Raw genomic sequence first — 26,907 nt, forward strand, 5'->3', positions numbered from 1 at the left:
TCTTCGCCGCACCACCCAAACCACCCGCCCATGATGCCAACCACCGACCAAACCGCTGAGCTCAATCTCGAAGCCAATTCCCTCTCCGCCGCCTCCGCGCCCCAACCCGACGGCAAGCGCCCGATGTTCTACGAGTTCAAGCCCTCGGAAACCATTAGGGCCAAGCACGGCACGGAGTTGCGCTGCAAAACCTGGGAGGCTGAAGCCGCCCTGCGCATGTTGGAAAACAACATCGACCCGGCCGTGAGCCTGGTGTACGACGAGCTGATTGTGTACGGCGGTGCCGGCCGCGCCGCCCGCAACTGGAAGGAGTACCAGACTATCGTTAAAACGCTCAAGGAGTTAGAGGCCGACGAAACCATGTTGGTGCAGAGCGGCAAGGCCGTGGGCGTACTCAAAACCTGGCCCCACGCTCCCCGCGTGCTTATCGCCAACAGCAACATCGTGCCGGCCTGGAGCACCCAGGAATACTTCGACGAGCTCGACAAAATGGGCCTGATGATGTACGGCCAAATGACGGCCGGCTCCTGGATTTACATTGCCACCCAAGGCATCTTGCAAGGCACTTATGAGACCTTCGCCGCCATGGCCGACAAGCACTTCGGCGGCAGCCTGCGCGGCACCATCACCGTGACGGCCGGCCTGGGCGGCATGAGCGGCGCCCAGCCCCTGGCCGTGACCATGAACGATGGTGTGTGCCTGGTCATCGAGCCCATCGACGAACGGGTGAAGCAGAAAGTGCGCGAAGGCTATGTAGACGAGCAGGCCAACGACCTTACCCACGCCCTGGAGCTGTGCGAGCAAGCCAAAGCCGACGGCAAAGGCTGGTCGGTGGGCCTCACCGGCAACGCCGCTACCGTGCTGCCGCGCCTTCTGGAGCTAGGTTTCCAGGCCGACATCGTAACCGACCAGACCTCGGCCCACGACCTGATGGACTACATTCCCGAAGGCGAGATAGGGGAGGTGCTGGCCCTGCGCGCCAGCAACCCCGAGGAGTTCAAACGCCAGGCGCTGGCTTCCATCGTGAAGCACGTGGAAGCCATTCTGGAGATGCAGCGCCGCGGCACCATCGCCGTGGACTATGGCAACAACCTGCGCGGCCAGGCCGAAAAAGGAGGCCTCAACGTGCGCGATGAAGCCGGCCAGTTCCTGTACCCCGGCTTCGTGCCCGGCTACATCCGCCCGCTGTTTTGCGAGGGCAAGGGCCCGTTCCGCTGGGCCGCCCTTTCCGGCGACCCGCAGGACATCCTGCGCATCGACCGTGCCCTGCTCGAAACCTTCCCCGACAACAAGCTCCTGGCCCGCTGGATTGAGAAAGCCCAGGCCAAGGTGCCCTTTATCGGCCTGCCGGCCCGCGTGTGCTGGCTGGGCTACGGCGAGCGCGAGAAGTTCGGCCTCGTCATCAACGACCTCGTGGCGCGGGGCGAAGTGTCGGCACCCATCGTCATCGGCCGCGACCACCTCGACTGCGGCTCGGTGGCCTCGCCCAACCGCGAAACCGAAGGCATGAAAGACGGCTCCGACGCTGTGGCCGACTGGCCCCTGCTCAACGCGCTGGCCAACTGCGCCAGTGGCGCCGACTGGGTGAGCCTGCACAACGGCGGCGGCGTGGGCATCGGCAACAGCACCCACTCCGGCATGGTCATCGTAGCCACCGGCACCCCCGAAAAAGCCGAACGCCTGCGCCGCGTCCTCACCACCGACCCCGGCATGGGCATCTTCCGGCACGCCGACGCCGGCTACGAGCTGGCCCAGGACGTGGCCCGCGAGCGCGGGGCTAAGATTCCGTCGATGAAGTAGCGAGTAAAGAATACCAATAAAAAGCCGGTGGAAGCGAGTTGTTTCCATCGGCTTTTTAATTGAATAAATATGCGCTTCGTAATACTGTTGCTTTTGACAGTGAGCCTGATAGGGTGCTCATCTGAAAACCAGAATGTCCCGGCGGGTTTTGTAAAACGCACGGTGACGTTGGTCAAGAGGCCGTATGTGCCATCGCCGGCCGGCTCTATCGTTCTAAATGTGCCCGCGAAATATGACACGCTTCTGGTATGGCTTGATGCGTCTGATAATTAAATGTCAGACAGACCCAAGTACCGCTTCACCAACTCAAAAGGGTGCCTGTTACAAGAAAGCGGCTTTTTTAAACGGGAAGGCGAATACTGCAAGGATACGCTCGACCGGCTAACGATTGAAACTTCCCTCGGATTCGACGACGAAATGACTTTGGCAAATCTGGATGGAACAATACACTACTGGGAAGAGCACACCAAAGTAATCGGAGGAAATCCCCCTATCTGGAAAGCAAAAAGACTCCAGGTTATCAACGGGCGCACGTTCGGGATACTGGAATCATTTGGCCCTGGAAAATTGATAGACAAGCCTTATGAACAGCTCTCTGCTAAAGTGAAATTCCGACAAGGAGGAAAGCCGTGGGAAGTGGTTTTTAACTTTGAATGCAAGCAAAGAAACTGCCGCGACTTTGTTGAAAATGCCAATAAAATCCTTCGCTCAGTTAGGATAGATACCGTGGCAAATACGACAGACAAGTAACCTAAGGCTCAGAAATTCTTTGTCTTTTGCAGTTTAACCGTTCGCACGACACTTAACTCTCTAAATCTCTATGAAACAACTGCTCCAACTAGTCCCCCTGCTGCTCTGCTTGGGCGCCTGCGAAAGCCACCCCGATACCGCGGCCACTGCCAAGCCCGCGCCGCCCATAGCGGAGCCTGCTAATACTGAGCACATCGAGGCTGATACGCTGACCATCACCGGGCTGCCGACCAAGGAAATATCCACCACGCAGCTCACCAGCCAGTTGGGCCGGCCCGACAGCATTGCCAAAGGCGCCGTGGAGTGCGGCGGCAGCCTCAACCTGCCCATGGATGCCCCCGACGGCGACGTCTGGCATTATGGCAAAACGAGGTATGAAGTGAACGGCTCGCGCGCCATTATGCTCGGTTTCGATGTCAGGTCGGGCAAGTTCAAGGGCAAGCTTGGAAAGCTGGTGCTCGATAAAAAAACCACCCTGGAAGACGTGCGCCGCTTCTACCCCGAATCGGCCAAGGAGGCCGACAAGCCCGCCGGCCACGGCCTGCCGAATGAAATGATGAGCTTGCCCTTCTATGAAAAGGGTGTACCGGTAGAAGGGGCTTTGGAACTGATATTCGAAAAAGGCCGCCTGCAAGTGGTGGAATTCTTCAACCCCTGCTAGGGCCAAGCCTAAAAACTGCCGCGCCGCAAGCCGCTGATTGGCTGCAGGGTTTTATTGGGTGCTCCCGCATTTTCGGGTTGAAAAAAGCAAAACGCCCGCGCCGCTGTTTAACTCCCTGCGGCCGCAAGTCGTGGCCGCGCAAACTGCTCAATCTTTCACACCATGAACATTGGAATTATCGGCGCCGGCCACATCGGCAGCGCCCTCGCCGTGCGGCTCACTAGCCTCGGCCACTCGGTTAAAATCGCCAACTCCCGCGGCCCCGAAACCCTGGGCGACGTAGCCCAGAAAACCGGCGCTACCCCCGTCACGGCCGAAGAAGCCGCCAAGGGCGCCGACCTCATCGTTGTCACCATCCCGCTGAAAAACATCCCCGACCTGCCCAAAGACCTGTTCGCGGGCGTGCCGGCCGAGGTGCCCATCATCGACACCAGCAACTACTACCCCATGCTGCGCGACGGCCAGATTGCGGAGCTCGAAACCGGCGACCTGACCGAGAGCGAGTGGGTGCAGCAGCACCTGGGCCGCCCGGTGGTGAAGGTGTTCAACAACATCTACGCCGACCACCTCCAAAACAAGGGCGTGCCCGCCGGCACGGCCGGCCGCATTGCCCTGCCCGTGGCCTCCGACGATGCCGCCGCCAAGCAAAAAGTAATGGCCCTGGTGGATGAGCTGGGCTTCGACGCCGTGGACGACGGCACCCTGCACGAGTCGTGGCGCCAGCAGCCCGGCACCCCGTCCTACGGCGCCGACCTGCCCGCCGACAAGCTGCGCGAGCACTTTGCCAGCCTCGGCACCAAGCGCACCGAGGCCCAGCACGCCGAGTATAAGGCTAACCACGCCAAAACCGAGCAGGCCATGGCCGACCAGGGCATTAAGTTGAAGTAAACGGCTTCGGTATACAAAAAAGCCCTGCCGTATGGTAGGGCTTTTTTTGTGTCCATAGTACAGCATCAGTCGTTGCCAGTAACGGTGGTTCAAGGTTCCGTCGAGACCTTTCTTGTCCTTTGTTAAGTTTTAGCTGCGCACTTAGCCAAGTCCGAAGTTATCCACAGCGGCCGTGAGTGCTTTCTTTTCGGCTTGTATTTCAGGCGCGAATAGTGAAGGGCGCTTACGCTTTAAGCTAAAACCACCAGCCGTTTGCCCCTACAGCTTCTCGCCGCAACGCCAGCAGAACTCGGCATCGGGCCGGTGGTCGGGGGCCTGGCACACGTGGCACACCACCTGCTTGTAGGCCGGAGGCAGGACGGGCGCCGCGCCCCCGCCCGCCATCTGGGCCGACACGATGCCCGTGGGCACGGCAATGATGGCGTAGCCCATTATCATGAGCAGCGAAGCCAGCGTCTGGCCCAGCACCGAGACGGGTGAAATGTCGCCGTAGCCCACCGTCGTCACCGTTACGATGGCCCAGTAGATGCACTTCGGGATGCTGGTGAAGCCGTGTTGCCCGCCTTCCACCACGTACATCAGCGTGCCCACCACGATGACCAGCGTTAGCACCGCCGCCAGAAACACCAGAATTTTGAAGCGGCTGGCCTTGAGCGCGTTCACGATGAAGTTGCTCTCTCCCACGAAGCGCCCCAGCTTGAAAATGCGAAACACCCGCAGTAGCCGCAGCGTCCGAATCACGAGCAGGTAGCGGCTGCCGGCTAGCACCAGCGCGGCCAGCGTGGGCACGATGGCTAGAAAATCGATGATGCCCAACGGGCTCAGCGCGTAGGTGAGCGGGCGGCGCACCACCGCCAGCCGCAGCAGGTATTCCCCAATAAACAGCACCGTGAAAACCCACTCCACTGCGTGCAGAAACGAGCCATAGCGCAGCGCAATGCCGCGCACGCTTTCCAGCATCACGGCCAACACGCTCAGCACAATGGCCACCAGCAAGCCAATGTCGAACGCCCGCCCGGCCGGTGTGTCCGATTCGAAGATGACGCTGTAAACGGCGCGCTGCCAGGGAGCGGCGTGGGCGCGGGGCGAAGGAGGCATAGGCAGGTAGGGCCGAACCAGAACAACGGCCCCGGCCGGCTTTCCTACGCAAAAAGGTGCCCCGCGTCCATTAAACCCGCATTGCCATCGCCCCCAAAGCGCCAACCGCCCCGCCGGAGTACCAGCGGGGCGGTTGAGGAGTTTCGCAAACGGGGCTGAGGCCCGGGGCGCGCTACTTCAGCTGCGCCTCCGTGATGGGTTGCACCAGGCTGTTGAGGTACACTTCCAGGTTGTCGTAGCCGGTGCTCAGGTCGCGGCGGTTGCCGTTGGCTACTTTGGGGTCGAGGCCCTTGGCGGTTTCCCAGGCGTCGGGCATGCCGTCGCCGTCGGTGTCGGCCGGGGCAGGGGCGGTGGCCAGGGCGGGCCAGCTGCCCACGTCGGTTTGCGAGTCGATGATGCCCAGCTTGCCGGTTTTCGAGCCGCTGAAGGTGTAGGTGCCATTGCGCACCTCGCTCACCACGCGGGTGTCCACGGCGTCGCGGCGCAGGCTGGCGCCGGCGTAGTTCAGCACGTAGTCGTAGGCGGCCACGGCCGAGTGCTGCGTGATGGGCGCGGCGGCGTACTGCGTCGTCACCTTGGCGTTGGCTTGGGTCACGCCGGTGGTCAGGTCCACGCCGCCGTTCCAGTTGTCGGCCGAGATGGCCGTGAAACCGTTTACGAAGTTGCCGTCGATGAAGAACTTGCCGTAGCCAGGGCCATACGTGGCCACGTCGGCTTCCAGCGACACCTGCATGATGCGCCGCCGCACGCTGGTAGGCGTGGCCGGGCCGGCTTTGTAGTAATTGTTTACGAGGTTGTACTGCCCGTTTTCGCCGCCGTAGGCGCTGTTAGAGCCCCAGTTGTAAATCACGTTGTTGCGGTAGTCCACCAGGTCGATGCCGTAGGGGCTGTTGCCGGTGCCGCTGCGCTTGCCGCCGTCGAAGCGGGCGTTGCGGCTGTTGTGGTGGGCCAGCAGGTTGTGGTGGAAGGTGACGTTCGAGCCGCCCCAGATGGCGCCGTAGCCGTGGTCGTCCTTGTTGTGAAACGACTTGTTGAGGCTCTCCGCCAGAATGCAGTACTGCATGGTGAAGTCCTTATTGGCGTAAAACGAGCTGCACTCGTCAATCGACCAGCTCATCGAGCAATGGTCCACTACGATGTTCTGGTGGTAGCGGCCCCACAGCGCGTCCTGCTCGTTGCGGGTAAGGTCGCCCATCCGGAAGCGCATAAAGCGTATGATGACGTTGTTGGCGTCCACGTTCAGCTCGTAGTTCTGAATGCAGATGCCGTCGCCCGGCGCCGACTGCCCGGCAATGGTGATGTCGCCGTTGCGCAGGCGCAGCGGGCTTTGCAGCACAATGTTGCCCGCTACCTCAAACACCACCGTGCGCGCGCCGCTGGCATCGAGGGCCGCCCGCAGACTGCCCGGGCCCGAGTCGTTCAGGTTCGTGACCTTGATGACGCGCCCGCCGCGCCCGCCTGTGGTGGCCTTGCCCGCGCCTTCGGCTCCCGGAAAGGCAAACGCCGTTTCATTAACGGGGTTGGACGTGGGCACCGACGTGGAGCCGCCGCCCGCGTCGTCTGATTTTTTGCCGCAACCGGCCAGGGTGAGACCCACGGCGAGGCAGCCAAACAAGAGGGTGGGACGGGAGGACGCGCGGAGGAAAAGAAGCATGTGGGAACTGAGGTAAAGCAGTTGTTTCTAAAGAGAATTAGCGAAGCACCAATCCCCAATTGATTGCAGAAAGGTCGGCCAATAAGGTCGGGCTTGCCAGTGTTTGGCCCAGTTTATTCGCGCAATCGTTGCCGGCAACGATTGCGCGTAACGGCTTTGGGCGGACATCTGGCGTGTGAACGAAAAGTTCGTGCTACACCAACCATCGCGCCCTCTGCTTGCGTAAGCGTGCGCTTAGGCCCGCCTCAATACCCCCAATGCAAGAACAAACCCGCCTCGCCGAAGCCCGCTCCAACACCGTTGCCTGGAAGCAATTCGGCCCTTACCTTACTGAGCGCCAATGGGGCACCGTGCGCGAAGACTACAGCGCCCACGGCGACGCCTGGAACTACATCAGCCACGACATGGCCCGCGCCTACGCCTACCGCTGGGGCGAGGAAGGCCTCGGCGGAATCTCCGACGACAAGCAGCTGCTCTGTTTTGCCCTGGGCCTCTGGAACGGCCAGGATACCATTCTCAAAGAACGCCTCTTCGGCCTCACCAACCCCGAGGGCAACCACGGCGAAGACGTAAAGGAGCAGTATTACTACCTCGACAGCACCCCCACGCACTCCTACATGCGGATGCTGTACAAGTACCCGCAGCAGGCGTTCCCCTACATCGACGTGCGCGACGAAAACGCCCGCCGCACCCGCCAGGAGCCCGAGTACGAGCTGCTCGACACCGGCATCTTTGCCGAAAACCGGTACTTCGACGTCTTCATCGAATACGCCAAAGCCGGCCCGCAGGACCTGCTCATCCAAATCACGGCCCAAAACCGCGGCCCCGAAGCCGCGCCGCTCACGGTGCTGCCGCAGCTCTGGTTCCGCAACACCTGGACGCTGGGCTACGACGACCACCGCCCCGAAATCCGCCGCGCCGCCCCCGATGCCCTCGAAGCTGAGCACCGCGACCTGGGCCGCTACCAGCTCTACTGCGACCAGCCCGCCGAGCTGCTCTTCTGCGAAAACGAAACCAGCCCCACGCTTTTCGGCAAGAAGCGCAAGAAGAAAAACAAGGCCCACCGCTACTACAAAGACGGCATCAACGAGTACGTGGTGAACAGCCAGGCCACCGCCGTGAACCCCGCCGGGCGCGGCACCAAGGTCGCCGCACACTACCAGCTCACCATCGAGCCCGGCCAGTCCCGCACTGTGCGCCTACGTCTCAGCCAGCCCGCCCACGAGGCTCCGTTTGCTGATTTCGACCAGCTCTTCGCTCAGCGCAAGCACGAGGCCGACGAGTTCTACAACTGTATTCAGGAGAACCTGCCCAGCGCCGATGCCCGCAACGTGCAGCGTCAAGCCTTCGCCGGCATGCTCTGGAGCAAGCAGTTTTATTACTACGATGTGAGCCAGTGGCTAGACGGCGACCCCGCCCGGCCCGCGCCGCCCAAGGAGCGCCTCACCGGCCGCAACCACACCTGGCGCCACCTGCACAACGCCGACATCATTTCGATGCCGGATAAGTGGGAGTACCCTTGGTACGCGGCCTGGGATTTGGCCTTCCACTGCCTGCCGCTGGCGATGGTGGACAGCACCTTCGCCAAGCACCAGCTGCGCCTGCTCTGCCAGGATGGCTACCTGCACCCCAACGGCCAGATGCCGGCCTACGAGTGGCATTTCAGCGACGTGAACGCGCCGGTGCACGCCTGGGCCACTTGGCGCGTGTACCAGATGGACCGCAAGCTGCACGGCCAGCCCGACACCGAATTCCTCGAAGCCGTGTTCCAGAAGCTGGTCATGACCTTCACCTGGTGGGTGAACCGCAAGGACCGCGACGAGCGCAACATCTTCGAAGGCGGCTTCCTGGGCATGGACAACATCGGTGTGTTCGACCGCTCGGCCCCGCTGCCCACCGGCGGCAAAATCGAGCAAAGCGACGGCACCTCCTGGATGGCCATGTTCTCGCTCAACCTCATGCGCATGGCCCTGGAGCTGGCCCGCACCACGCCCGTGTACCAGGAAATGGCCACCAAGTTCTTCGAGCACTTCCTGCACATCGCCGAAGCCATGACGCGCGGCGCCGGCGGCAAATTCAACCTCTGGGACGACGAGGACCAGTTCTACTACGACGTCCTGCACGCTCCCGACGACAGCCGCACCCGCTTGCGCATCCGCAGCATGGTGGGCCTCATCCCGCTCTTCGCCGTCGAAGTCATTGATGACGAACTGCTGGCCACCGTGCCCGAATTCCACGCCCGTGCCCTGGCGCTGCTCCAGCGCCGCCCGCGCCTGGCCGAGCTGGTGAGCCGCTGGCAGGAGCCCGGCCACGGCGCCCGCCACCTCATGGGCCTGATGCGCCGCAGCCGCCTGCGCAACGTGCTCACCCGCATGCTCGACGAAACCGAATTCCTCTCCGACTACGGCATCCGCTCGCTCTCGCGCTACCATTTAGATAATCCCTACCAATACCACATGGGCGAAGCCGACAGCGTTTCGGTACACTATGTGGCTGGCGAGGCCGATTCCGACATGTTCGGCGGCAACAGCAACTGGCGCGGCCCCGTCTGGTTCCCGGTCAATTACCTCATCATTGAGTCGCTGCAGCGCTTCCACAGCTACTACGGCGACGGCTTCACCGTGGAATACCCCACCGGTTCGGGCCAGCAACACACCCTGGCGCAAGTGGCCGATGCCCTCTCGGCCCGCCTGGCCCGCCTGTTTCTCAAGGACGAAAACGGCCGCCGCCCCGCCCTCGGCCAGTCTGAAATCGAGCAAACCGACCCGCATTTCCGCGACTACCTGCTCTTCCACGAGTACTTCCACGGCGACGACGGCCACGGCCTCGGCGCCAGCCACCAAACCGGCTGGACGGGCTTAGTGGTGCGGCTGCTGGAGAAGGCGGTGTAGCGTTTCCTTCCGGCGTGGGGCCTTACCCCATCTAACGCATCGCTCTAGGGTGGGGCCTCACCCCCTGACCCCCTCTCCGAAAAGGAGAGGGGGCACCGGTTTTGCTCCTTCTAAAATCGTCAGGCTCCCCCTCTCCTTTGGGAGAGGGGGCCGGGGGGGGAGGCGCCCGCTAGAACGGCCCCGCCACCTCGGCCCGCGTGCGTGGCAGGCTCTGCGGAAACTCGCGCTGCAAAAACGCCACCAGCCCCTCGCGCACCAGGCAGCGCAGGTCCCAGAGGGCGCTGGCGTTGGCGGCGCTCAACAGGGCGCGTAGTTCCAAGGTGCGCTCTTTGGAGTCCGTTACTTGCAGCGCGCACACGCGCTGGTCCCAAAGCGGGCTGGCTTCCAGCAGGCGGCGCAGCTCGGCGCGCAGGGCATCGATGGGCACGGTGTAGTCGGTTTGGAGGAACACCGCGCCGGTGAGGCGGGCGCTGTTGCGCGTCCAGTTCTGGAAAGGCTTTTCGATGAAGTAGTTGAGCGGCAGCACCAGCCGGCGCTCGTCCCAGATGCTGAGCACCACGTAGGTGAAGGTGATTTCCTCCACGCGGCCCCATTCGCCCTCCACCACCAGCACGTCATCAATGCGGATGGGCTGGGTGAAGGCAATCTGGAACCCCGCCAGCAGGTTGCTGATGGAGCGCTGCGCCGCGAAGCCCACAATCACGCTGGCAATGCCGGCCGAGGTGAGCAGGCCCGTGCCCAGACGCCTCACCGTTTCGAAACTCATGAGTACCAGCCCCACGGCCACAAATGCCACCAGCGAAGCCGCCAGCTTTTTGAGAAACTGCAGCTGCGTGAACAGCTTGCGCACCCGCAGGTTGTCGGGCGAGCCGAGCTGGTAGCGCAGCTGCACCATATCCTGGGCCACGTCCAGCGCCTTTATCAGCCCCCAGGCAAACGTCAGAATCAGCGTAAACTCCACGAAGCGGCGCAACACCTCAAACGGCTTGGGCGGCAACGGCACCAGCGGCAGCAGCAGCGAAAGGGCCAGCACCGGCAGAAACCACGCGCTGGCCGCGCGCAGGTGCCGCGCCACGGAGCGGGCCAAGGCCGAATCTTCGCGCCGGTCGTAGGCCCGCAGCAGCCCGAAGATGACAAAGCGCACCAGCAGCCCAGCCGCCAACCCGCCCAGCAGCACGGCCAAGACGGTTACGATATCAGGAAAATGGGAAAACAGGTGGGTTATTTGTTCGCTCATAACAACCAGCAGACCGGGTGGCCCGAGCCTTCTAGGGTGAGCAAGGTGTACCCCACCCGGGCCTGAAAGGTTAGTGCAACGGCTGCTTGAGGCGTTTGTAACGGGTAATATTTGCCGAGTGAAATCCCTCCTAATCCTCGACTCGACCTTACTGCTAGGCAACTGCGTTACAACCTCTCGGCCAGCTCAGCCAGTGACCACCGCCCCGTTCGAAATGCGGCTGGAGCAGTGGACCCTATTTGATTCAGCCCGCCAGCGAGCCATTCCCGTGGTTCTGTACCGGCCGGCGCATAGCAACGCAAGGAGCCCGCTGAAGCCCGCCATTCTCAGCCACGGCTACGGCGGGCACAACACCGACTACACCTTCCTGGCCCAGACGCTGCTGGCGCACGGCTACCTGGTGGCCAGCATCCAGCACGAACTGCCCACCGATGCCCCCATGCCCACCACGGGCAACGTGCGCGAAGTGCGCCGGCCCTTCTGGGAGCGCGGCGTGCAGAACATCCTGTTTGTGCGGCAGGCACTGCAGCGGAAATATCCCCGGGTCGATTTCAGCGAATTGCTGCTAGTGGGCCATTCCAACGGCGGCGACACGGCCATGCTTTTTGCCGCGGAGCACCCGGCCCTGGTAGCACGGGTGGTTTCGCTCGATAACCGGCGCGTGCCCTTCCCGCGCGCCGCGCGGCCCCGGGTGCTCACGCTCCGTTCGTCCGACCAGGTGGCCGACCCCGGCGTGCTGCCCACGCCCGCCGAGCAAGCACGGTTTGGGACGACCCTGGTGCCGCTCAAAAACACCATTCACAACGATATGTGGGACGGGGCTACGGCGGCGCAGAAAGCGGAAATGAACGCAGCAGTATCGCACTTTCTGGAGAATTGAACAAGAAAACTGCCGCGTACGGAACGTTGAAATGCGTCGCGCAGGCGGAGAATGAGCAGTAGAATCCAACGCTGCGGGCTTGGCGCGGACGGGAGGCAGGAAGTATTAGCCGAGGCATTTGGCTACGTCAGCGAATAGCAGAGCCCGGCATGGGACAATCCATTCAGGTTTCTATATAAATTTGGTGTCCTAATTCAAGCCAATGTTAGCGCAGCAGGTATTTCGGAAATCAAGGCCAGTGGTGCTGTTACCCTACCGCGAATCGTGGGCTGATGAGTTCACCGAAATTGCCCGTCGCATCCGCGCCGCGGCCGGCCCGGCCATTTTGCGTATCGACCACATCGGCTCCACGGCCGTGCCGGGCCTGAGCGCGAAGGACGTCATCGACATTCAGGTGACCGTACCTACCCTCGACGACGTCACGGAGCTAACGCGCCCGCTCTGGCAGGCCGGTTTCCGGCAGGGCGCTTTTGAGTATGACGTGTACCACGCCCTGCCTGAGCAATCGGCAGAGCTGCGCAAGCTCTACCTGCGCGAGCCGCTGGGCGGGCGCCGCACCCACATCCACGTGCGGGAGGCGGGGCGCTTCAACGCGCGGTTTGCGCTGCTGTTCCGCGACTACCTGCGGGCCCACGCGCCGGCCCGCCAGGAGTATGAGCTGCTGAAAACCCGCGCCGCCACGGTTTTCCCCGATAGCATCGAAGGCTATCTGTATTTGAAAGAACCCGTCTTTCACCTCATCTACCAGGCCGCCGAGTGCTGGGCCAGCCAGATGCGCTGGGCGCCGGCGCCGGAAGTCCGCTAAGGGCCCGCCGCCTCATAAGGCCCGCCCAATGGCCTCGCGCAGTCGCGTTAGGTTGTCGGTGTATTCCTGGTCGTAAGTGAAGCGCCCCTGGCGGTCGATGACGGCCGTGGTGGGGTAGCCCAGCACGCCGAACTGCCGGGCCACGTCGCTCGCCTCGGGCAGCACCGCGAAGCCGAAGTCGCCGCGCGTGGCCAGAAACTTGCGGAGCGCCTCAGCCTTGTCGCGTGCCAACGACACAAACACCACGTCCGGGTTGTCTCGGTAGGCGGCCGTGAGCGCCTTCAGGTTCGGCATTTCCTCGATGCAGTAGGGGCAGCGGATGAACCAGAAATTCACCACCACGACCTTGCCGCGCAAATCGGCCAGCGCCACGGGCTGGCCCGTGCGCACGTCCACGCCGCTGAAAGTGGGGGCGGGCTTGCCGAAGGTGCGCGCCGGCGACAGGGCCTGCGAGCGCACGGCGTCGGGCGAGTCAGCTGGGCGCAGCGAAATAGACATGAAGGCGCGGCCCTGGGACTGGTAGTCGTAGACGGCAAACTTGCCGGTGCGCAGCTTGGCCTTGAACTCGTCCTTAAGAATGACCTGGCCGTCAACGTCTTTAAACACCGTGGCTTTGGTGACTTTGGCGCGCTGGGCGGCGGCGGGCAGCGTGGCGAGCAGCAGGGCCGCCCACAGGTAGGGTCGCATCATGCGGGACAAGTTGGATAGAAATCAGGGAACCAACGGTGAAATCGCAAGTCCATTGCTCGGCCGCCAGCCAAAGCAGGCCACCCATGCCGGGCCCTGGGCTTAGCCCGGCAGCGCCCGCAGGGCCGCCAGGGCCTCCTGGGTTTTGCGGCGGTATTTGCGGGCTTCGCGGGCGTTGTCGTCGTCGCGGTCGGTTTCGCGGGTGGGCGTGGGGATGCCGCTGGCGAAATAGCTAAGCAGGGTTTGGCGCAGGGCGGGGGTGAGGTGGCGGAACTTGTGCTGGTGCAGCCGGCGCAGCAGCTCGCCGTAGGTGCGGTCGGCCAGCACGTAGGCAGTGGGCTGGGTGGGCGCGCCGGTATCGAGGTTGGTGTCGGCCAGGGGCCGGGTGCGGGACGTGTCGGCGGGCTGTTCCCGCACCAGGGCGCGAAACCGGGCCTCCGAGTCCTGGTAGCTGCGATGAAACTGCAGGGCCCCCGGCACGTCGGGCAGGGTGAAGGCGTAGGGCTTGAGCGGGCCGATTTTGGGCAGCACGCGCAGCACGTTGGCCATCAGCTTGGCCCCGAAACCCGGCCGCTCGTAGTCGCTCCCAAACTCGCGGCGGTACAGCCGGCGGTTGGCGTGGTAGAGCGAGTCGCCGCGCCGGGCGCGTGGGCTCAGCTCCCGGATTTCGTCGTGCTTGTGGTGCCAGGCGGCACGGGCGGCGGCCGGCAGCAGCTGGTTCACGGCAAAGCGAAACATGACGATGCTGGCGTCCACGCTCAGAAAAATCTGCTTCATCTCAATGCCGTAGGTTTGCCGGAAGGCGCGCTCCATCACCGGCTTGCTCACCCGAAAGCCAATGGCCTTGTGGTATTTCTGGCTTTGGTAGCGCCCGGCGGCCACCTGCACCACGTCGAAGGAAAATTCCATCTCGGTGTGCCGCACGCGCGACTGCTCGTAGGTCACCACGGGCCCGAACTTGGCCTTCAGGTCGGGGTACACCGTCGGGATAATCAGGTTGGTGCCTTCGGGGTGGCCCACGTTGTCGGCTGCGTAGTGGGCCAGCGCGCCCAGCGCAAAGGCGTATTCGTTGCGGTTGCGGGCCTCGCGCAGCAGGTTGCGCACGAAGTCGCCGGAGCGCACGTAGTGCGTCAGGTTGGTGAACAGGCTGGAGCCCAGCGGGTAGTAGCCCATGTCTTGCAGAATGGCGCCGCCGTAGGCGTAGCTTTTGGCCCGGTTCATTTCCTTGGCAGTGCCGCCGGGGTAGTGGCGCTCCAACTGGGGCGCAATGCAGTTGGCCCAGGTGGTGTCGATGATGGCCTGGTGGGTGAGCACCGAGTAGGCCGCGGCCGGCGCGGCGGGCGCGGCCAGCAGCAAAAACAGGAAAAGGCGAAACAGCATGAAAAGCGGGCGCTACAGAAAAATTAACCTCGGCAACGTGGAAACCGGCGGGGGCGTTGTCGGGGATGCGAAAGGGAGGGGCTGGCCGGTATCATTCTGCGCTGGCCACAATAATTGACCGGCGTTTCGCCGTTGTGCGCCCAGGCCGGAACCAGGAACAGCCGGCGCCCCTTCGCGTATGAAAACCAGTGTTCTGGCCCTGCTCTTGCTGGCCGGCTTGCGGGGCTGCTTTGCCCAAAATGCTGCCTCCGACAGCACCGCCGGTTCATCGGAAAAAGCCGCGGCCGAGAAATTCTCGGCGCCCGCCTACCGGGCCACCCTGCGCCGCTTCACCGCGCGGCGCCTGCGGCTGGCGGCCCGCTATCGGCAGGCGCCCACCCGCGTCGCCCGGGCGGCCCGTCTGGTTGAGGCACGGGAGCTGCTGCTCACGGCCCTCGACAGCACCATCTTTCCGGCTTGGGAAGGCACGCCGTGGGCCTTTTACGGCACCACCTGGGAGCCGCGGCGCGGGCGCATTGCCTGCGGCTACTTCGTCACGACTTCGCTGCACGACGCCGGGCTGCGCTTGCAGCGCACCGTGCTGGCCAAGCAGACCTCGGAGTGCATCATCAAAAACCTGACCTCGGAAGCCCACATCACCCGCTACCGGGGCGTGGAGCCCGCCGATTTTGTGCGGCAGGTGCGCGCGCTAGGCCCGGGCCTCTACGTGCTGGGGCTCGATTTCCACGTGGCTTTCCTGCGGGTGCGCGCAGGTGGGGCCGTGCAAATGGTGCATTCGTCCTATGTCGGCCCCGGCACGGTGGTGCGCGAGGCCGCCGAAAGCAGCGCGGCCATCGGCTCGAAATACCGCGTGCTGGGCAAGGTGTCGGACGACGACGTATTTGTGCGGCGCTGGCTGCTGGGCGAAGCACTGGCCGTGCACGGCGCCACGGTGAAGGAGTAGGACGAGGAAAGGAACGTCAGGCCGCGCGTAGCGTGGCCTTTCGCGTGCGCAGCGCAATGCTTTCGACTGAATACGCTTGCCTGCAAGGTGTTTCGCTGCGCGCAACATGATTGTTCTTTTTCTAACTTGGCGGCGTCCTTTCTTCACTGAGCTGCCTATGCCACAAGCTGCTACGCTTACGTCCGTTTCCATTCCCAGCCGCGCGGCCGTCACCCGGGTTCAGGCCATCGACGTGGTGCGCGGGCTGGTGATGGTCGTCATGGCCCTCGACCACATCCGCGAGTTCTAGAGCCCCACCCGGGTGCGGCCCGAGGACGTGTCGCAGGCCTCGGTGCTGCTGTTTTTCACGCGCTGGGTCACGCACTTCTGCGCGCCCACGTTCGTGTTTTTGTCGGGCTGCAGCATCTACCTGCTGGAACAGAAGCTGGGCAGCCGCCTGCGCCTGAGCAGGTTTCTGCTCACGCGGGGCCTGTGGCTGGTGCTGATGGAGGTCATTGTTATCAACTTCATTCTGCAATGGGGCGCTTACAACCTTATTCTGCTGCAGGTTATCTGGGCCATTGGCTGGGGCATGGTGCTGCTGGCGGGGCTGGTGTGGCTGCCGCGCGGGGTGCTGGCGGCGCTTGCCTTGGCCATCATCGCGGGGCACAACCTACTGCCCAATATGCAGTCCGTCACGGCCGATAACGCCATCTGGGCGCTGCTGCACAACAGCCCTTTTTTGCTGCCGCTGCCGGGGCTGCCGCCGCTGCTGGTGCCCTATTCCCTGGGGCCGTGGCTGGGCCTGATGCTGGCCGGCTACGTGGTGGGGCCCTGGTTTGGGCTGCCGCTGGCGGCGCGCAACCGGCGCCTGCGCCTGGCCGGCACGGCGCTGTTGGTGCTGTTTGTGGTGCTACGGGCCACCAATTGGTACGGCGACCCCCAGCCCTGGAGCGGGCAGCCGCGCGGGTCGATTTACACCGTGCTGTCCTTCATCAACATCACCAAATACCCGCCGTCGCTGCTGTTTGTGTGCCTCACGCAGGGAGTGGCGCTGTGGCTGCTGAGCGGGGCCGAAACCGCTTCGGGCCGGCTGAGCCGCTGGCTGCGCACCTTCGGGCAGGTGCCGTTTTTCTACTACCTGCTGCACCTGCTGCTCATCAGTGGGGCCGCCTGGGTGTGGAGCTACCTCGCGTTTGGCCACCCGTTCAACTTCTCCTTTGCCGAGCCCAAAGACTGGCCCGCCGGCTACCAGCCCAGCCTGGCCCGCGCCTACGCGGTGTGGGCGGGCGTGATATTTACCCTGTACTGGCCCTGCCGCTGGTACCGGGGCTACAAGCAGCGGCACAGCCACTGGTGGCTGTCGTACTTGTAGGTTAACCCATCTTCAATAACAAGAAAGCCCTCGCGAATACTTATTCGCGAGGGCTTTGCAATGGCAACAGCAGCAGGCTGTTAGTTGGAAGTGCGGGACTTGGTTTTCCGGGTTTGGCGGTTGTTCATGCCGTTCGAACGCGTGGCGTCCGCGGAATTGCTGGTCGGGTCCACCGGGTTGGCGGTGGTGCCGGCCGTGTGGTTGCCCGAAGTGGTGGGCCGGTCGGGAGCGTTGTGAGAAGAGCTGTTTCGGCCCATTGTGCCGCTCACTTTCTGGCCAACTTTGCTGGTTGGGTCAACGGGGTTGGTGGTGGTGCCGGCCGTGTGGTTGCCGGTGGTCGGCGCACCGGCGGGGGTGGTCTGCGCCTGGGCTGCCGGGCCGAGCAGGCCAGCAACCAGGAATGTGGACAGCAGGGGCTTTATCATGGGGTTGAATTTGAAAGGGGAAAGGCAAGGACTAAGAGCAACCTGTTTACGAAGGGTTTGCGCCAAGGTTTGTTGGGCATCTCCGCTCGTCGGATAAACGACCATGGCCATTCCAGTCCGGTGAGCCAGGATTTGCCCAACCTTCGCCGGGATTGCTCCGTTTCAACCGCTTTTAAGCTTGACGTTAAAGCCGATGAAATTGCTTGCCTCACTGGCCCTCGCGGCCTCCCTGCTCACTGCTGCCGCCCCGGCGGCCCATGCGCAGCCCAAAGTCACTTCGCCCTATCACACGCGCTTTGCCGTCGACGGCCCCATTGTGCTGGGCCTGGGCGCCGTGAGCGCCTTTGGCCTCTACCGCGTGCAGCAGAAAAGCGGCCTGAGCGACGCCCAGCTGGCCGCCTTGCGCAAGGAAGACGTGCCGGCCTTCGACCGGTTTTCGGCCGGCTGGTACAGCGACAACTGGCAGTTGACCAGTGACCTGCTGTGCTACCCCACGCTGGTGATTGCGCCCGGCCTGCTGGCCCTGAACGATGACGTGCGCGGCCGCTACGGCCAGGTGCTGGGCCTCTACCTGCAAACCATGCTGGCTTCCGACGCCCTGTTCACCACCTCGGTGGGCAACATCTACCGCTACCGGCCCTACCTCTACGGTACCGAGGGCGGGGGCGGCCGCTCGGGCAAAATCGCCACCAACTCCTTCTTTGCCGGCCACACGGCCCACACGGCCACGGCCACCTTCTTCGCCGCCAAGGTGTTGCACGATTTCAACCCCGGCTATGAAGGCGAAGGTCTGGTGTGGGGCGCAGCCGCCGTGGTGCCGGCCGCCGTGGCCTACAGCCGCATCAAGGCAGGCAAGCACTTTCTCTCCGATAATATCGTGGGCTATGCCGTGGGCGCTACCATGGGCATCGTGGTGCCGCAGTTGCACAAGGAAGCCGGGCGGGCCGGCGTGTCGTTGGTGCCCATGCAGGGCCTGAACGTGAATGGCTACGCCTACAGTGGCTTCGTGCTGTCGAAGCAACTGTAAAAGGCAGCGAGCGGAGTTACCCGTTGATGCCCAACAGAGGCATATCGGCCGGCAGTAAAACCGGCAGTACTACCAGCAAGCCCCGGCGAAGCAACACTCCTTTGGGAGCCTGTTGCTTCACCGGGGCTTTTGCAATTAGCAGGCAATGAATGCCTTGCCTGAACAGTCCTGCTGGAGCTGTGCTTGCTTACAGGTGAGCTGAAAGGAACAGCAGGCCTATTTCACCATTCCCAAATTCACCTCGCCCGTGGTTTTGTTTACCTCAAAGCGGGCGCTGTTGGGCATGCGGCGGGCCCAGTCGCGGCGGGGCACCAGCACCTGCCAGGTGGCGCCGTTGTCGTTCACGCGGGCCGAATCGACCACGTGGAGCGCCGCGTTGGGCAGGGTCTGGATGTAGGCCGCCGTGAGGGCTTGGGCCTCGGCGGCGGTTTTGGGCGCGGGCGCCGCCTCACTGGGGTTTTGGGCGGCGGTATCGGCTTTGGGGCTCGGCTGGCAGCTGGCCAGGACCAGGGCCGCGCCGAAAGTGAGATAGGGGAGGAGTGTAGACATGGGGCAAAACTAATGCCGCAGCTCGATGGAAATTTTAAAGCGGGGAGCTTTGCTGAAACGGTTTAGGGCGTAAATTGACCCAGAATTAACCACCCGGTTTTCGCCCTGTTTCCACGTCCTTTTTCACCCTTCACCCCCTTTTCTTTATGAGGCCTTTTTACGCACGCCCCTGGCTGCTCTTGCTCACCTTGCTCGGCTTTATGCGGGCCGCGCAGGCCCAGATTGAGCCCGCCGCGCAGTACACCACCCTCACGCCGGCCCAGCTCATGGCCTGGACCAGCACCGGCCCCACGGCCCTGCCGGCCAATGTGAGCACCGTGCCCCTGGCCCCGCGCCAAAACTCCCTGGCGCCCCAGCTCAACCCCAACCAGAGCTTCAGCTCCAAGGTGAACTGGTGCCCCGACGGCATGAACAACTTTGTGGGCTACCTCAACGAGCAGCCCCAGTTCAACCTCTACAACTTCACCCACTGGCAGTACATCGACGTATTCACGTGGTTTGCCAGCCCGGTGGGCGTTCCGTGCCGCCCCTGGGTGGAGGCGGCCCACCGCAACGGCGTGAAGATGATTGGGACGGTATTCACCGACCGGGCCGGCTTCCAGACGCTGCTGCAAAAAGACGCCAGCGGCAACTACATCGGCGCCCAGAAGCTCATCGCCGTGGCCAACTATTACGGCTTCGATGGCTGGTTTTTCAACGCCGAGTCGCCAATGACCGTGGCTGAGGTGGTCGAGCTGCGCAACCTGCTCAAACAGCTGCAGGTGCTCAAGCCGGCCGGCATGGAAATTCATTGGTACGACGCGCTGACGACCGCCGGCAACGTGAGCTACCAGAACACGCTCAATGCCGCCAACGCGCCCTTCGTGCAGGACGGCGCCGACCGGGTGAGCGACGCCATCTTCACCAACTATTTCTGGATTAACGGGGGCACGTTCACGACCGCCGTGGCCCGCGCCAATGCCTTAGGCCGCAGCCAGTTCGACGTGTACACGGGCGCCGACGTCTGGCCCGGCCGCAACCCGCAGCAGCTCTTCCCCTTCTTCACCTACCAGGGTGCTCCCAACAGCGGCTGGATGGACAACTACTACAGCGGCGGCAACCTGGCCGCGCCGCTCACCTCGCTGGCCGTGTTTGCGCCCAACATCACCTACAACGGCGGCCTGAGCAGCTTCAACAGCAATCCAGCCGACTACGTCCGCTTCTATAACGGCGAAGTGAAGCTGTTTTCGGGCGATGACCTCGACATCACCACCCCCGACGCCCCCGGCGCCTGGAAGGGCTTCGGCCACTACCAGCCGGTGCGCTGCGCCATCACGGCGCTGCCCTTCGAAACCAACTTCAGCGTGGGCCAGGGCAAAGTATTCGCCAACAACGGCGTGGTGGCCGTGAAGGGCTGGACCGACATGGCCAAGCAGGCCGTGCTGCCGTCTTGGCAGTGGGCGCGCTCCGGCGCCAGCACCGTGGCCGCGCGCTTCGATTTCAGCCGGGCCTGGTACGGCGGCACCAGCGTGCAGCTGAGCGGCAGCCTGGCCGCCGGTGCCAGCACCACCGTCAAGCTCTACCAAACCAAGCTGCCCATCACGGCCAGCACCAGCCTCGACCTCGTGTACAAAGGCCGCGCCGCCGGGGCCAGCAGCACGCGCCTGGCCCTGTATTTCAGCGACAACCTGGCCACGCCCGAATACCTCGACGTGCCCGCCCTGGCCGACACGCTGTGGGCCAGCAGCACGCTGTCGCTGGCCGCCTACGCCAACCGCGAGCTGGCCATCATCGGCGTGCAGGCCAATTCGGCCGCGGCCGTGGCCGCTTACCGCTTCAACCTGGGCAAGCTCAAGCTCTACAACGGCACGGCGCCGGTGGTAGCGCCGGTGGCCAACTTCTCGGCCACTGCTACCACGGTGCTCACGGGCCAGTCGGTCACCTTCGCCAACTCCTCTACCAACGCCACCAGCTACACCTGGAGCCTGCCCGGCGCTGCCGCCACCAGCAGCACCGCCGTGCATGCCACCGCCACCTACGCCACCGCCGGCACCTACACCGTGACGCTCACGGCCAGCAACGGCACCGCCCAGAACGTGCTCACCCGCACGGCTTACATCACCGTGCTCACGGCCCCGCCGGCGGGCGCCAACACGTCGCTCAACTTCGACGGCGTGAGCAAGTACGTCGATGCCGGCGTCATCAACCTCAGCGGCGCTGCCCTCAGCCTGGAATGCTGGGTGAAGCCCACCACGTTCAAAGCCACCTCGCCCTTCATTTCCAGCCTGCTGGGCATGGAAGACGGCGGCGCCAACACGGCCATGCTGCGCATCGGCGACGCCGGCATCGACCCCAGCCAGGTGCAGTTTGTGGTGCAGATTGGCAGCAGCGCCCGCAAGGTGACTTCCGTGGCACGCCTCACGGCCGGGCAATGGACGCACCTGGCCGGCACCTACGACGGCAGCACCATGCGCCTCTACGTAAACGGTGTGCTCGACAACTCGCTGGCCGCCAGCGGCAGCGTGGTGGCCAACGCGGCCTTTACGCTGGCCCGCAACTACGCCGCCCCGCGCGGCCTCGACGGCCGCCTCGACGAAGCCCGCGCCTGGACTCGTGCCCTCACGGCCGCTGAAATTCAGGCCAATGCCTGCGGGGTAGCGGCGCCCGCCGCTGGCCTGGCCGGCTACTGGAAGCTGAACAACTCGCCCAGCCTGACCACGACCGACGCTTCCGGCAACAACCACACCGGCAACCTCACCAACATGGGCCCCAGCGACTGGTCGACCGACGTGCCCAGCCAATGCCCCACCATCACGGCCCTCACGCCCGGCCGGTCCGCCACGGGCCTGCAGGTGCAGGTGCTCGGCAACCCCGTGCCCGGCAGCCAGGCCGAAATCGAAATCAGCGGCGCCCAGGGCCAGCCCGTGGTGCTGAGCTTGTGCAACCTGCTCGGCGCCGTGGTGTGGCAGCAGCAACTGGCCCCGGCCACCAGCCGCACCAGCATCGCGGTGCCGCGCGCGGCGGGCGTCTACGTGTTGCGCGCCCGCACCGCCACCCAGGAAGCTTCGGTGAAACTGATGCGCCAATAAAGTCCGTGTCCTGGCAAAAGGGGCCAGCCACAATAGGCCGGTTCCTTTTGCCAGGCGGCATCGGGAAGCATTGAAACCGAAAATTGTCATTCATGCGCCGGAAGAATCTGAATGGTCCTTCTATCGGGTTTATCCGATTCCTCCGGCGTTTAAATGACAGATTCCTGCCTGCGGCTAGCATTCTCCCGCTATCCACCTGTTGAACCCCTCACCACTTTTCGTTCACACCATCCATTTCAATAGTATGAAGCAATTGTACTCTTTTTCTCGTTCGGCCCGCCGCTCGGCGTTGGGCCTGGTGCTGGCGCTGGGCGGTTCCCTCAGCGCGCACGCTCAAGCCAACAACGCCTTGCTGTTCAATGGCACCACCAAGTACGTGCAGGCCAACAGCATCACCATGAACGCCAGCGCACTAAGCCTGGAAGGCTGGGTGAAGGTCACGGCGTTCAAGACCGCCTTTCCCTACATTTCCAGCGTGATGGGCATTGAGGACGGCAACGCGGCCGCCATGCTGCGCTTCGGCGACGCCACCGTGCCGGCTAACAAGCTACAGTTCATCCTCACCGTGGGCACCACGCAATACAAGGTGACCTCCTCGGCTACGTTCACCACCAACACCTGGTACCACGTGGCGGGCACCTTCGACGGCACGGCCATGCGGATGTACATCAACGGCGTGCTGGATAATACCACCAACGTGACGGGCGCGGCCGCCGCTACCGGCGTGTTCTACCTGGGCCGCAACTACGAAGCCCTCCGCACCTTAAACGGCTCCCTGGATGAGCTACGCGTGTGGAATCGGGCCCTCACGGCCGCCGAAATTGTGGCCAATAGCTGCCTGGTGAGTCCCACGGCCACGGGCCTGGAGGCCTACTGGCGCCTCGACGAAGGCACTGGCCTCACCGCTGCCGACGCTTCCGGCCACGGCCACACCGGCACCCTCACCGGCATGACGGCCACCGACTGGACGACCAGCACGCCCGCCCTGTGCGCCCGTCCCACCGCTACCACGCCCGGCGCGGGCCTGCCCACGGGCCTGCAGGTGCAAGTGCTCGGCAACCCCGTATCGGGCCGCCAGGCCGAAATAGAAATCAGCGGCGCCCAAGGGCAACCCGTGACGCTCACGCTCAACAACCTGCTGGGGGCCGTGGTGTGGCAGCAGCGCGTGAGCGCCACCCGCACCAGCGTCGACGTTCCGGCGGCAGCAGGTCTTTACGTGCTGCGGGCCAGCACGCCCGGCCAAACCACCTCGGTGAAACTGGTGAAACCTTAGCACCTTTCCGAAAAGAAGAAAGCCCGTCCTGCTCAGCAGGGCGGGCTTTTCTTATGGCGAAAAGAGTGCTTGGATGGGCTTTCAGCCTGTAAATAAAGTGGGCTATCAGGCCGTTTTCACGAAGCGAATCAGCTCCCGAACCTGGTTCAGAAAACGGGCGTCTTCCGAGAGCTTAGCAATTTCCTGGGTGGTTTGGCGGGCCAGGGCTTCGTGGTCGCGGGCGTTTTGGCGGGTCAGCTCCTCCAGCAGCGAATCGAGGCGGTCGAGGTGGCGTTTATCGGCGGCTTGCTGCTGGGCCAAGCCATAAGCCCAGGTGTCGTTTTCGGTGGCGTCGAGCGAGGTGAGGACGGACTGGAGCTGCGATTCCAGCTCGTGCACGCGGGTGCGGAGCTCCAGCACGTCTTCGCGCGGGTAATGCACCTGGTGCTGCATCAGGCGCAGGCGGTCGGCCAGGTGCTCGTAGGCCCGGGCGGCGGGGCGGGCAAAGGTGAGCACCAGCGCCGCCACGGCCGCCGGGTAGCCCAGGGCCGTGACGTGGAAATAGGCCAGCACCGCCAGTACCACCGCCGTGAGCACGTGCAACGCCACCGCTAGCGTGCGAAACCGCGCGGCAATGCGGCGGGCATAGGACACGTGCTCCTCGTTCACGGCAACGCCCCTTTCGCGGGATGCTTCAGCCTCCTGAACCACGCCGAGGGCCGCAAAGTGTGCGTTCCAGGGCAGCGTTGTTACGGTGGCCAGCCACCACACAATGCCGATCCCAATCAGCCAGTCGACCAGACTGCCAACCGCCACCTGCAGCCAGTGCAAGCCAAAAAATACCACCAGCGCCCCGATGGCGAGGAAAAACAGCATGGACGCAAACGCTCGGAACGACATGGCAGGGCAGTAGAAATTCAAAGGCCTAAGCTAAGCGGAAGCGGCAAACAGCTCAGCGCCGGTTTGCAGCTGCCCGCCCCGCGCCTGCAAGTCTTCCTGCGCGGCGGCCCAGCCCTCGGCCGAGATGGCACGGGTGGCATCGGTGATGACGGTGGTGGCAAAACCGGCGCCCAGCGCGTCCAGCGCCGAGTAGTACACGCAGTAGTCGGCGGCCAGGCCGGCCACAAAAACCTCGCGCACGCCCCGGCCGCGCAGGTAGTCGGCCAAGCCGGTGCTTTTGCGGTGACCGTTGTCGAAGAAGGCGCTGTAGCTGTCGATGTCCACCGACGTGCCTTTGCGGAAAATGGCCTCGATGCGCTCGGTGCGCAGGGCAGGGGCCAGCTCGGCGCCGGCGCCGGCCTGGGTGCAGTGGTCGGGCCAGAGCACCTGGGGCAGGCCGTGCAAATCAATCTGGTCGAACGGCTGGCGGCCGGCGTGGCTGCTGGCAAAGCTCTCGTGGCCCGTGGGGTGCCAGTCTTGCGTGGCCACCACCAGCTCGAACCGCTCCTGCAAGTCATTGACCAAGGGGATGATGGCATCGCCCTCGGGCACGGCCAGCCGGCCGCCGGGCAAAAAGTCGTTTTGAATGTCGATAAGCAACAGCGCTTTCATAGGGTCGAAAATCAGATGAGCTGATAAATAAACCAAGCATTTCGCCGGGTGTTACGTCAGTACGTGCATAAACTTATTTTTCCTCGCTCCCACATGCCCGACCTTCAGCAGCACATCATTCTCGTTACCGGCGCCACGTCCGGCATAGGCCAGGTCACGGCCACCGAGCTGGCCCGGATGGGGGCCCACGTCGTCATTCTGGCCCGCAACGAAGCCAAGGCCCGCGCCACGCAGCAGCAAATCCGGGCCGCCGCGGGCCACGACCGGGTGGACGTGCTGCTGGCCGACCTCGCCGACCAGGGCCAGGTGCGCCGGGCCGCCGCCGAATTCAACGCCCGCTACCCCCGCCTCGACGTGCTGGTGAACAACGCCGGCCTCATCTTTGGGGCCCAGCGCCAGCTCTCGCCCGACGGCCACGAGCTGGGCCTGGCCACCAACCACCTCGGTCCCTTCCTGCTCACGGCCTTACTCTTCGACAAGCTGCGCGCCAGCCCGGCCGCCCGCGTGGTCAACCTGGCCTCGATGGCCTACCGCGTGGCCAAGCCCGATTTGACGGATATAGAATCGGAAAAAAGCTACGGCGCCATGCGCGTGTACGGCAACACCAAGCTCTACAACATCATGTTCACGCAGGAGCTGGCCCGCCGCCTGCGCGCCCACGGCATCGCCCACATCACGACCAACGCCGTGCACCCCGGCGTGGTGGCCACCAGCTTTGGCGATAGCGCCGGCGGCTGGCTGGGCAAGCTCACGGCCCTGGCCCGTCCGTTCATGATATCGGTCGAAAAAGGTGCCGAAACCAGCATTTTCCTGGCCTCGGCGCCCGAGGTAGCCGCGGTGAGCGGCGGCTTCTTCGACAAGAAAAAGGCCGTGCCGGTGAAATCCGGATTCAATACGCCGGAACACGCCCGCCAGCTCTGGCAGCTCAGCGAGCAGCTCACGGGCGTGTCGTTTTTAAGCTAAGCATGGAAATGCAAACGGCGACGAGGCGCACACACGCATCTCGTCGCCGTTTAAACACGGCAAAAAACAACCAAGGCGCTTCTACGCTACTTGGCTGCCACCGGGGGGTCGGTGGCGTCGAGCACGCTTGCCCAGCCGGTTTCGGAGTTTGGCCTTTGGGCCGAAATAGCCGTTTTGAGGGCGGCCGCCAGGGGCGGAGCCGCAGCCTGCAGCGATTTGGAAGTGAGCTTAACGGGCGTGAGCGGCCCGTCGGCGGCCTTGAGGAAATATTCCGGCGCATCCTCGATTTCGTCTACCGGGGCCCCGTCGCTGTACATGCCCTGAAAGCTGGGCCGCTTGATGGTTTTGACGTAGTGCTTCAGCAGGGTGTAGCGGCCGGCGTGCAGCACTTCCACGTAATCGAGGTGCTGGCTGCCCGTCGTTGCTTCCGCGAAGCGCCGAAACAACCGCTTCCGCGCCGGCCCGGCATTAGAGGCCGGCTCGTTGAGCACAAACGACGCCACCTGGTGGTCGTCGAGCTCGATGGAATCGTTGGCCGGCGCCGGCCGGTACATAACGAGGCGGTGCGCCAGCACATCGTATTTCATCATGATGGGCTTCAGCGGCAGCTTGTTGGCCAGCGTGACATCCGCCGTCAGCCAGCGGCCATCGGCGTAGGGCGAGCCCAGCGTGCCGGGCTTGGTGCTGCGGGTGAGCAGGCCCGGGGCGCCGTTGGTGATGTCGTTCAGGCTGCCGTACTCGTTGGTGCCGACCTTGCTGTAGTCGCGCTGCATCACCGGGTTGTTCTGAATCCCGGGCGGGTCCTGCGATTGGGCCTGCGCGCGCAGGCTCGCGGCAGCCAGCCCGCAGATAAGGAGTAGTTTGATTTTCATGGAGTGGGACTGAAAACAGATGTGGTTGCGGTTTATTCGCCTGCTGAGCTGCGTACGAGCGGCAGCGCCCTTATTGCTTGGGCGCGGCCGGGTCGGCTGCGCCGAGCACGGCGGCCCTGTCGGCGTCGGTTTAGGGCTTTTGCGCGTCAGCAGCGGTTTTGAGGGCGGCGCC

General features: G+C 63.9%; 24 protein-coding genes. 14 read left to right on the forward strand and 10 right to left on the reverse strand.

The genetic code is table 11. From position 1 onward, the window contains the following. The first annotated feature begins 30 nt into the window (after window positions 1-30). From hutU to MTP16_RS16400, 4 genes are all read left to right on the forward strand, one after another. Entirely contained in the window at window positions 31-1,800 is a 1,770-nt protein-coding gene (hutU, locus tag MTP16_RS16385) for a urocanate hydratase (RefSeq protein ID WP_243511725.1), read from the forward strand. Between the two features lie 273 nt (window positions 1,801-2,073). Then, window positions 2,074-2,550 carry a hypothetical protein gene (locus MTP16_RS16390; protein WP_243511729.1) on the forward strand — a complete coding sequence of 159 codons (477 nt, stop codon included), beginning with the start codon at window positions 2,074-2,076 and terminating at the stop codon, window positions 2,548-2,550. Window positions 2,551-2,620: 70 nt separating this feature from the next. Further along, entirely contained in the window at window positions 2,621-3,211 is a 591-nt protein-coding gene (locus tag MTP16_RS16395; RefSeq protein WP_243511731.1) for a hypothetical protein, read from the forward strand. A 162-nt stretch (window positions 3,212-3,373) separates the two neighbouring features. Then, a complete protein-coding gene (locus MTP16_RS16400; RefSeq protein WP_243511732.1) occupies window positions 3,374-4,099 on the forward strand; it encodes an NADPH-dependent F420 reductase in 726 nt (241 codons plus the stop codon). A gap of 258 nt (window positions 4,100-4,357) precedes the next feature. Here the strand turns inward: MTP16_RS16400 and MTP16_RS16405 are convergent, their stop codons facing one another. Both MTP16_RS16405 and MTP16_RS16410 read right to left on the reverse strand, forming a co-directional pair. Next, a complete protein-coding gene (locus MTP16_RS16405; protein ID WP_243511734.1) occupies window positions 4,358-5,197 on the reverse strand; it encodes an ion transporter in 840 nt (279 codons plus the stop codon). Window positions 5,198-5,369: 172 nt separating this feature from the next. Continuing rightward, a complete protein-coding gene (locus MTP16_RS16410; protein WP_243511736.1) occupies window positions 5,370-6,851 on the reverse strand; it encodes a pectate lyase in 1,482 nt (493 codons plus the stop codon). A 257-nt stretch (window positions 6,852-7,108) separates the two neighbouring features. On the opposite strand from MTP16_RS16410, the gene MTP16_RS16415 reads away from it, so the two are divergent. Beyond that, complete coding sequence (locus MTP16_RS16415; RefSeq protein WP_243511738.1) at window positions 7,109-9,742, forward strand: MGH1-like glycoside hydrolase domain-containing protein; 2,634 nt, start codon at window positions 7,109-7,111, stop codon at window positions 9,740-9,742. A gap of 169 nt (window positions 9,743-9,911) precedes the next feature. On the opposite strand, the gene MTP16_RS16420 is transcribed toward MTP16_RS16415, so the two are convergent. Continuing rightward, complete coding sequence (locus tag MTP16_RS16420) at window positions 9,912-10,979, reverse strand: mechanosensitive ion channel family protein (protein ID WP_243511739.1); 1,068 nt, start codon at window positions 10,977-10,979, stop codon at window positions 9,912-9,914. Between the two features lie 118 nt (window positions 10,980-11,097). Here MTP16_RS16420 and MTP16_RS16425 point away from each other — a divergent pair, with 118 nt between their 5' ends. Both MTP16_RS16425 and MTP16_RS16430 read left to right on the forward strand, forming a co-directional pair. After that, window positions 11,098-11,859, forward strand: coding sequence for an alpha/beta hydrolase family protein (locus MTP16_RS16425; protein ID WP_243511742.1), 762 nt, complete (start codon window positions 11,098-11,100; stop codon window positions 11,857-11,859). 241 nt (window positions 11,860-12,100) lie between these two features. Next, complete coding sequence (locus tag MTP16_RS16430) at window positions 12,101-12,664, forward strand: GrpB family protein (protein ID WP_243511744.1); 564 nt, start codon at window positions 12,101-12,103, stop codon at window positions 12,662-12,664. Window positions 12,665-12,676: 12 nt separating this feature from the next. Here MTP16_RS16430 and MTP16_RS16435 read toward each other — a convergent pair whose 3' ends face one another. Both MTP16_RS16435 and MTP16_RS16440 read right to left on the reverse strand, forming a co-directional pair. Then, entirely contained in the window at window positions 12,677-13,354 is a 678-nt protein-coding gene (locus tag MTP16_RS16435; protein WP_243511746.1) for a TlpA family protein disulfide reductase, read from the reverse strand. A gap of 99 nt (window positions 13,355-13,453) precedes the next feature. Next, window positions 13,454-14,731, reverse strand: a complete 1,278-nt coding sequence (locus MTP16_RS16440) for a zinc dependent phospholipase C family protein (protein ID WP_243511748.1) — start codon at window positions 14,729-14,731, stop codon at window positions 13,454-13,456. Window positions 14,732-14,909: 178 nt separating this feature from the next. Here MTP16_RS16440 and MTP16_RS16445 point away from each other — a divergent pair, with 178 nt between their 5' ends. The 3 genes from MTP16_RS16445 to MTP16_RS16450 all read left to right on the forward strand — a co-directional run bounded on the left by MTP16_RS16445 (window position 14,910) and on the right by MTP16_RS16450 (window position 17,028). Next, complete coding sequence (locus MTP16_RS16445) at window positions 14,910-15,674, forward strand: hypothetical protein (protein ID WP_243511750.1); 765 nt, start codon at window positions 14,910-14,912, stop codon at window positions 15,672-15,674. Window positions 15,675-15,831: 157 nt separating this feature from the next. Further along, window positions 15,832-15,963, forward strand: a complete 132-nt coding sequence (locus MTP16_RS25920; RefSeq protein WP_262922633.1) for a hypothetical protein — start codon at window positions 15,832-15,834, stop codon at window positions 15,961-15,963. Window positions 15,964-15,975: 12 nt separating this feature from the next. Further along, complete coding sequence (locus MTP16_RS16450; protein ID WP_243511752.1) at window positions 15,976-17,028, forward strand: DUF1624 domain-containing protein; 1,053 nt, start codon at window positions 15,976-15,978, stop codon at window positions 17,026-17,028. An 80-nt stretch (window positions 17,029-17,108) separates the two neighbouring features. Here the strand turns inward: MTP16_RS16450 and MTP16_RS16455 are convergent, their stop codons facing one another. After that, window positions 17,109-17,453, reverse strand: a complete 345-nt coding sequence (locus tag MTP16_RS16455; RefSeq protein WP_243511754.1) for a hypothetical protein — start codon at window positions 17,451-17,453, stop codon at window positions 17,109-17,111. A 193-nt stretch (window positions 17,454-17,646) separates the two neighbouring features. Between MTP16_RS16455 and MTP16_RS16460 the strand changes: the two genes are divergently transcribed. Then, window positions 17,647-18,480 carry a phosphatase PAP2 family protein gene (locus MTP16_RS16460; protein WP_243511756.1) on the forward strand — a complete coding sequence of 278 codons (834 nt, stop codon included), beginning with the start codon at window positions 17,647-17,649 and terminating at the stop codon, window positions 18,478-18,480. A 216-nt stretch (window positions 18,481-18,696) separates the two neighbouring features. Here MTP16_RS16460 and MTP16_RS16465 read toward each other — a convergent pair whose 3' ends face one another. Further along, the gene (locus MTP16_RS16465; protein WP_243511758.1) at window positions 18,697-19,029 is read right to left on the reverse strand and encodes a hypothetical protein; all 333 of its coding nucleotides are present in this window, start codon (window positions 19,027-19,029) and stop codon (window positions 18,697-18,699) included. A 146-nt stretch (window positions 19,030-19,175) separates the two neighbouring features. On the opposite strand from MTP16_RS16465, the gene MTP16_RS16470 reads away from it, so the two are divergent. Together MTP16_RS16470 and MTP16_RS16475 are read left to right on the forward strand one after the other, a co-directional pair. After that, complete coding sequence (locus MTP16_RS16470; protein ID WP_243511762.1) at window positions 19,176-22,097, forward strand: endo-beta-N-acetylglucosaminidase; 2,922 nt, start codon at window positions 19,176-19,178, stop codon at window positions 22,095-22,097. 244 nt (window positions 22,098-22,341) lie between these two features. Beyond that, window positions 22,342-23,370, forward strand: coding sequence for a LamG-like jellyroll fold domain-containing protein (locus MTP16_RS16475; protein ID WP_243511764.1), 1,029 nt, complete (start codon window positions 22,342-22,344; stop codon window positions 23,368-23,370). A 105-nt stretch (window positions 23,371-23,475) separates the two neighbouring features. Here MTP16_RS16475 and MTP16_RS16480 read toward each other — a convergent pair whose 3' ends face one another. Then, window positions 23,476-24,249 (reverse strand): hypothetical protein, encoded by a 774-nt coding sequence (locus tag MTP16_RS16480; protein WP_243511768.1) that lies wholly within the window; start codon window positions 24,247-24,249, stop codon window positions 23,476-23,478. Window positions 24,250-24,279: 30 nt separating this feature from the next. Beyond that, window positions 24,280-24,900, reverse strand: coding sequence for a bifunctional nicotinamidase/pyrazinamidase (gene pncA / locus MTP16_RS16485; protein ID WP_243511770.1), 621 nt, complete (start codon window positions 24,898-24,900; stop codon window positions 24,280-24,282). Window positions 24,901-24,993: 93 nt separating this feature from the next. Between pncA and MTP16_RS16490 the strand changes: the two genes are divergently transcribed. Beyond that, a complete protein-coding gene (locus MTP16_RS16490; protein WP_243511782.1) occupies window positions 24,994-25,863 on the forward strand; it encodes an SDR family oxidoreductase in 870 nt (289 codons plus the stop codon). An 86-nt stretch (window positions 25,864-25,949) separates the two neighbouring features. On the opposite strand, the gene MTP16_RS16495 is transcribed toward MTP16_RS16490, so the two are convergent. Further along, the gene (locus MTP16_RS16495) at window positions 25,950-26,735 is read right to left on the reverse strand and encodes a hypothetical protein (protein ID WP_243511784.1); all 786 of its coding nucleotides are present in this window, start codon (window positions 26,733-26,735) and stop codon (window positions 25,950-25,952) included. Window positions 26,736-26,907: the final 172 nt, after the last annotated feature.

Origin of the sequence: Hymenobacter monticola (genome assembly GCF_022811645.1) — a bacterium.
Taxonomy (GTDB): domain Bacteria; phylum Bacteroidota; class Bacteroidia; order Cytophagales; family Hymenobacteraceae; genus Hymenobacter; species Hymenobacter monticola.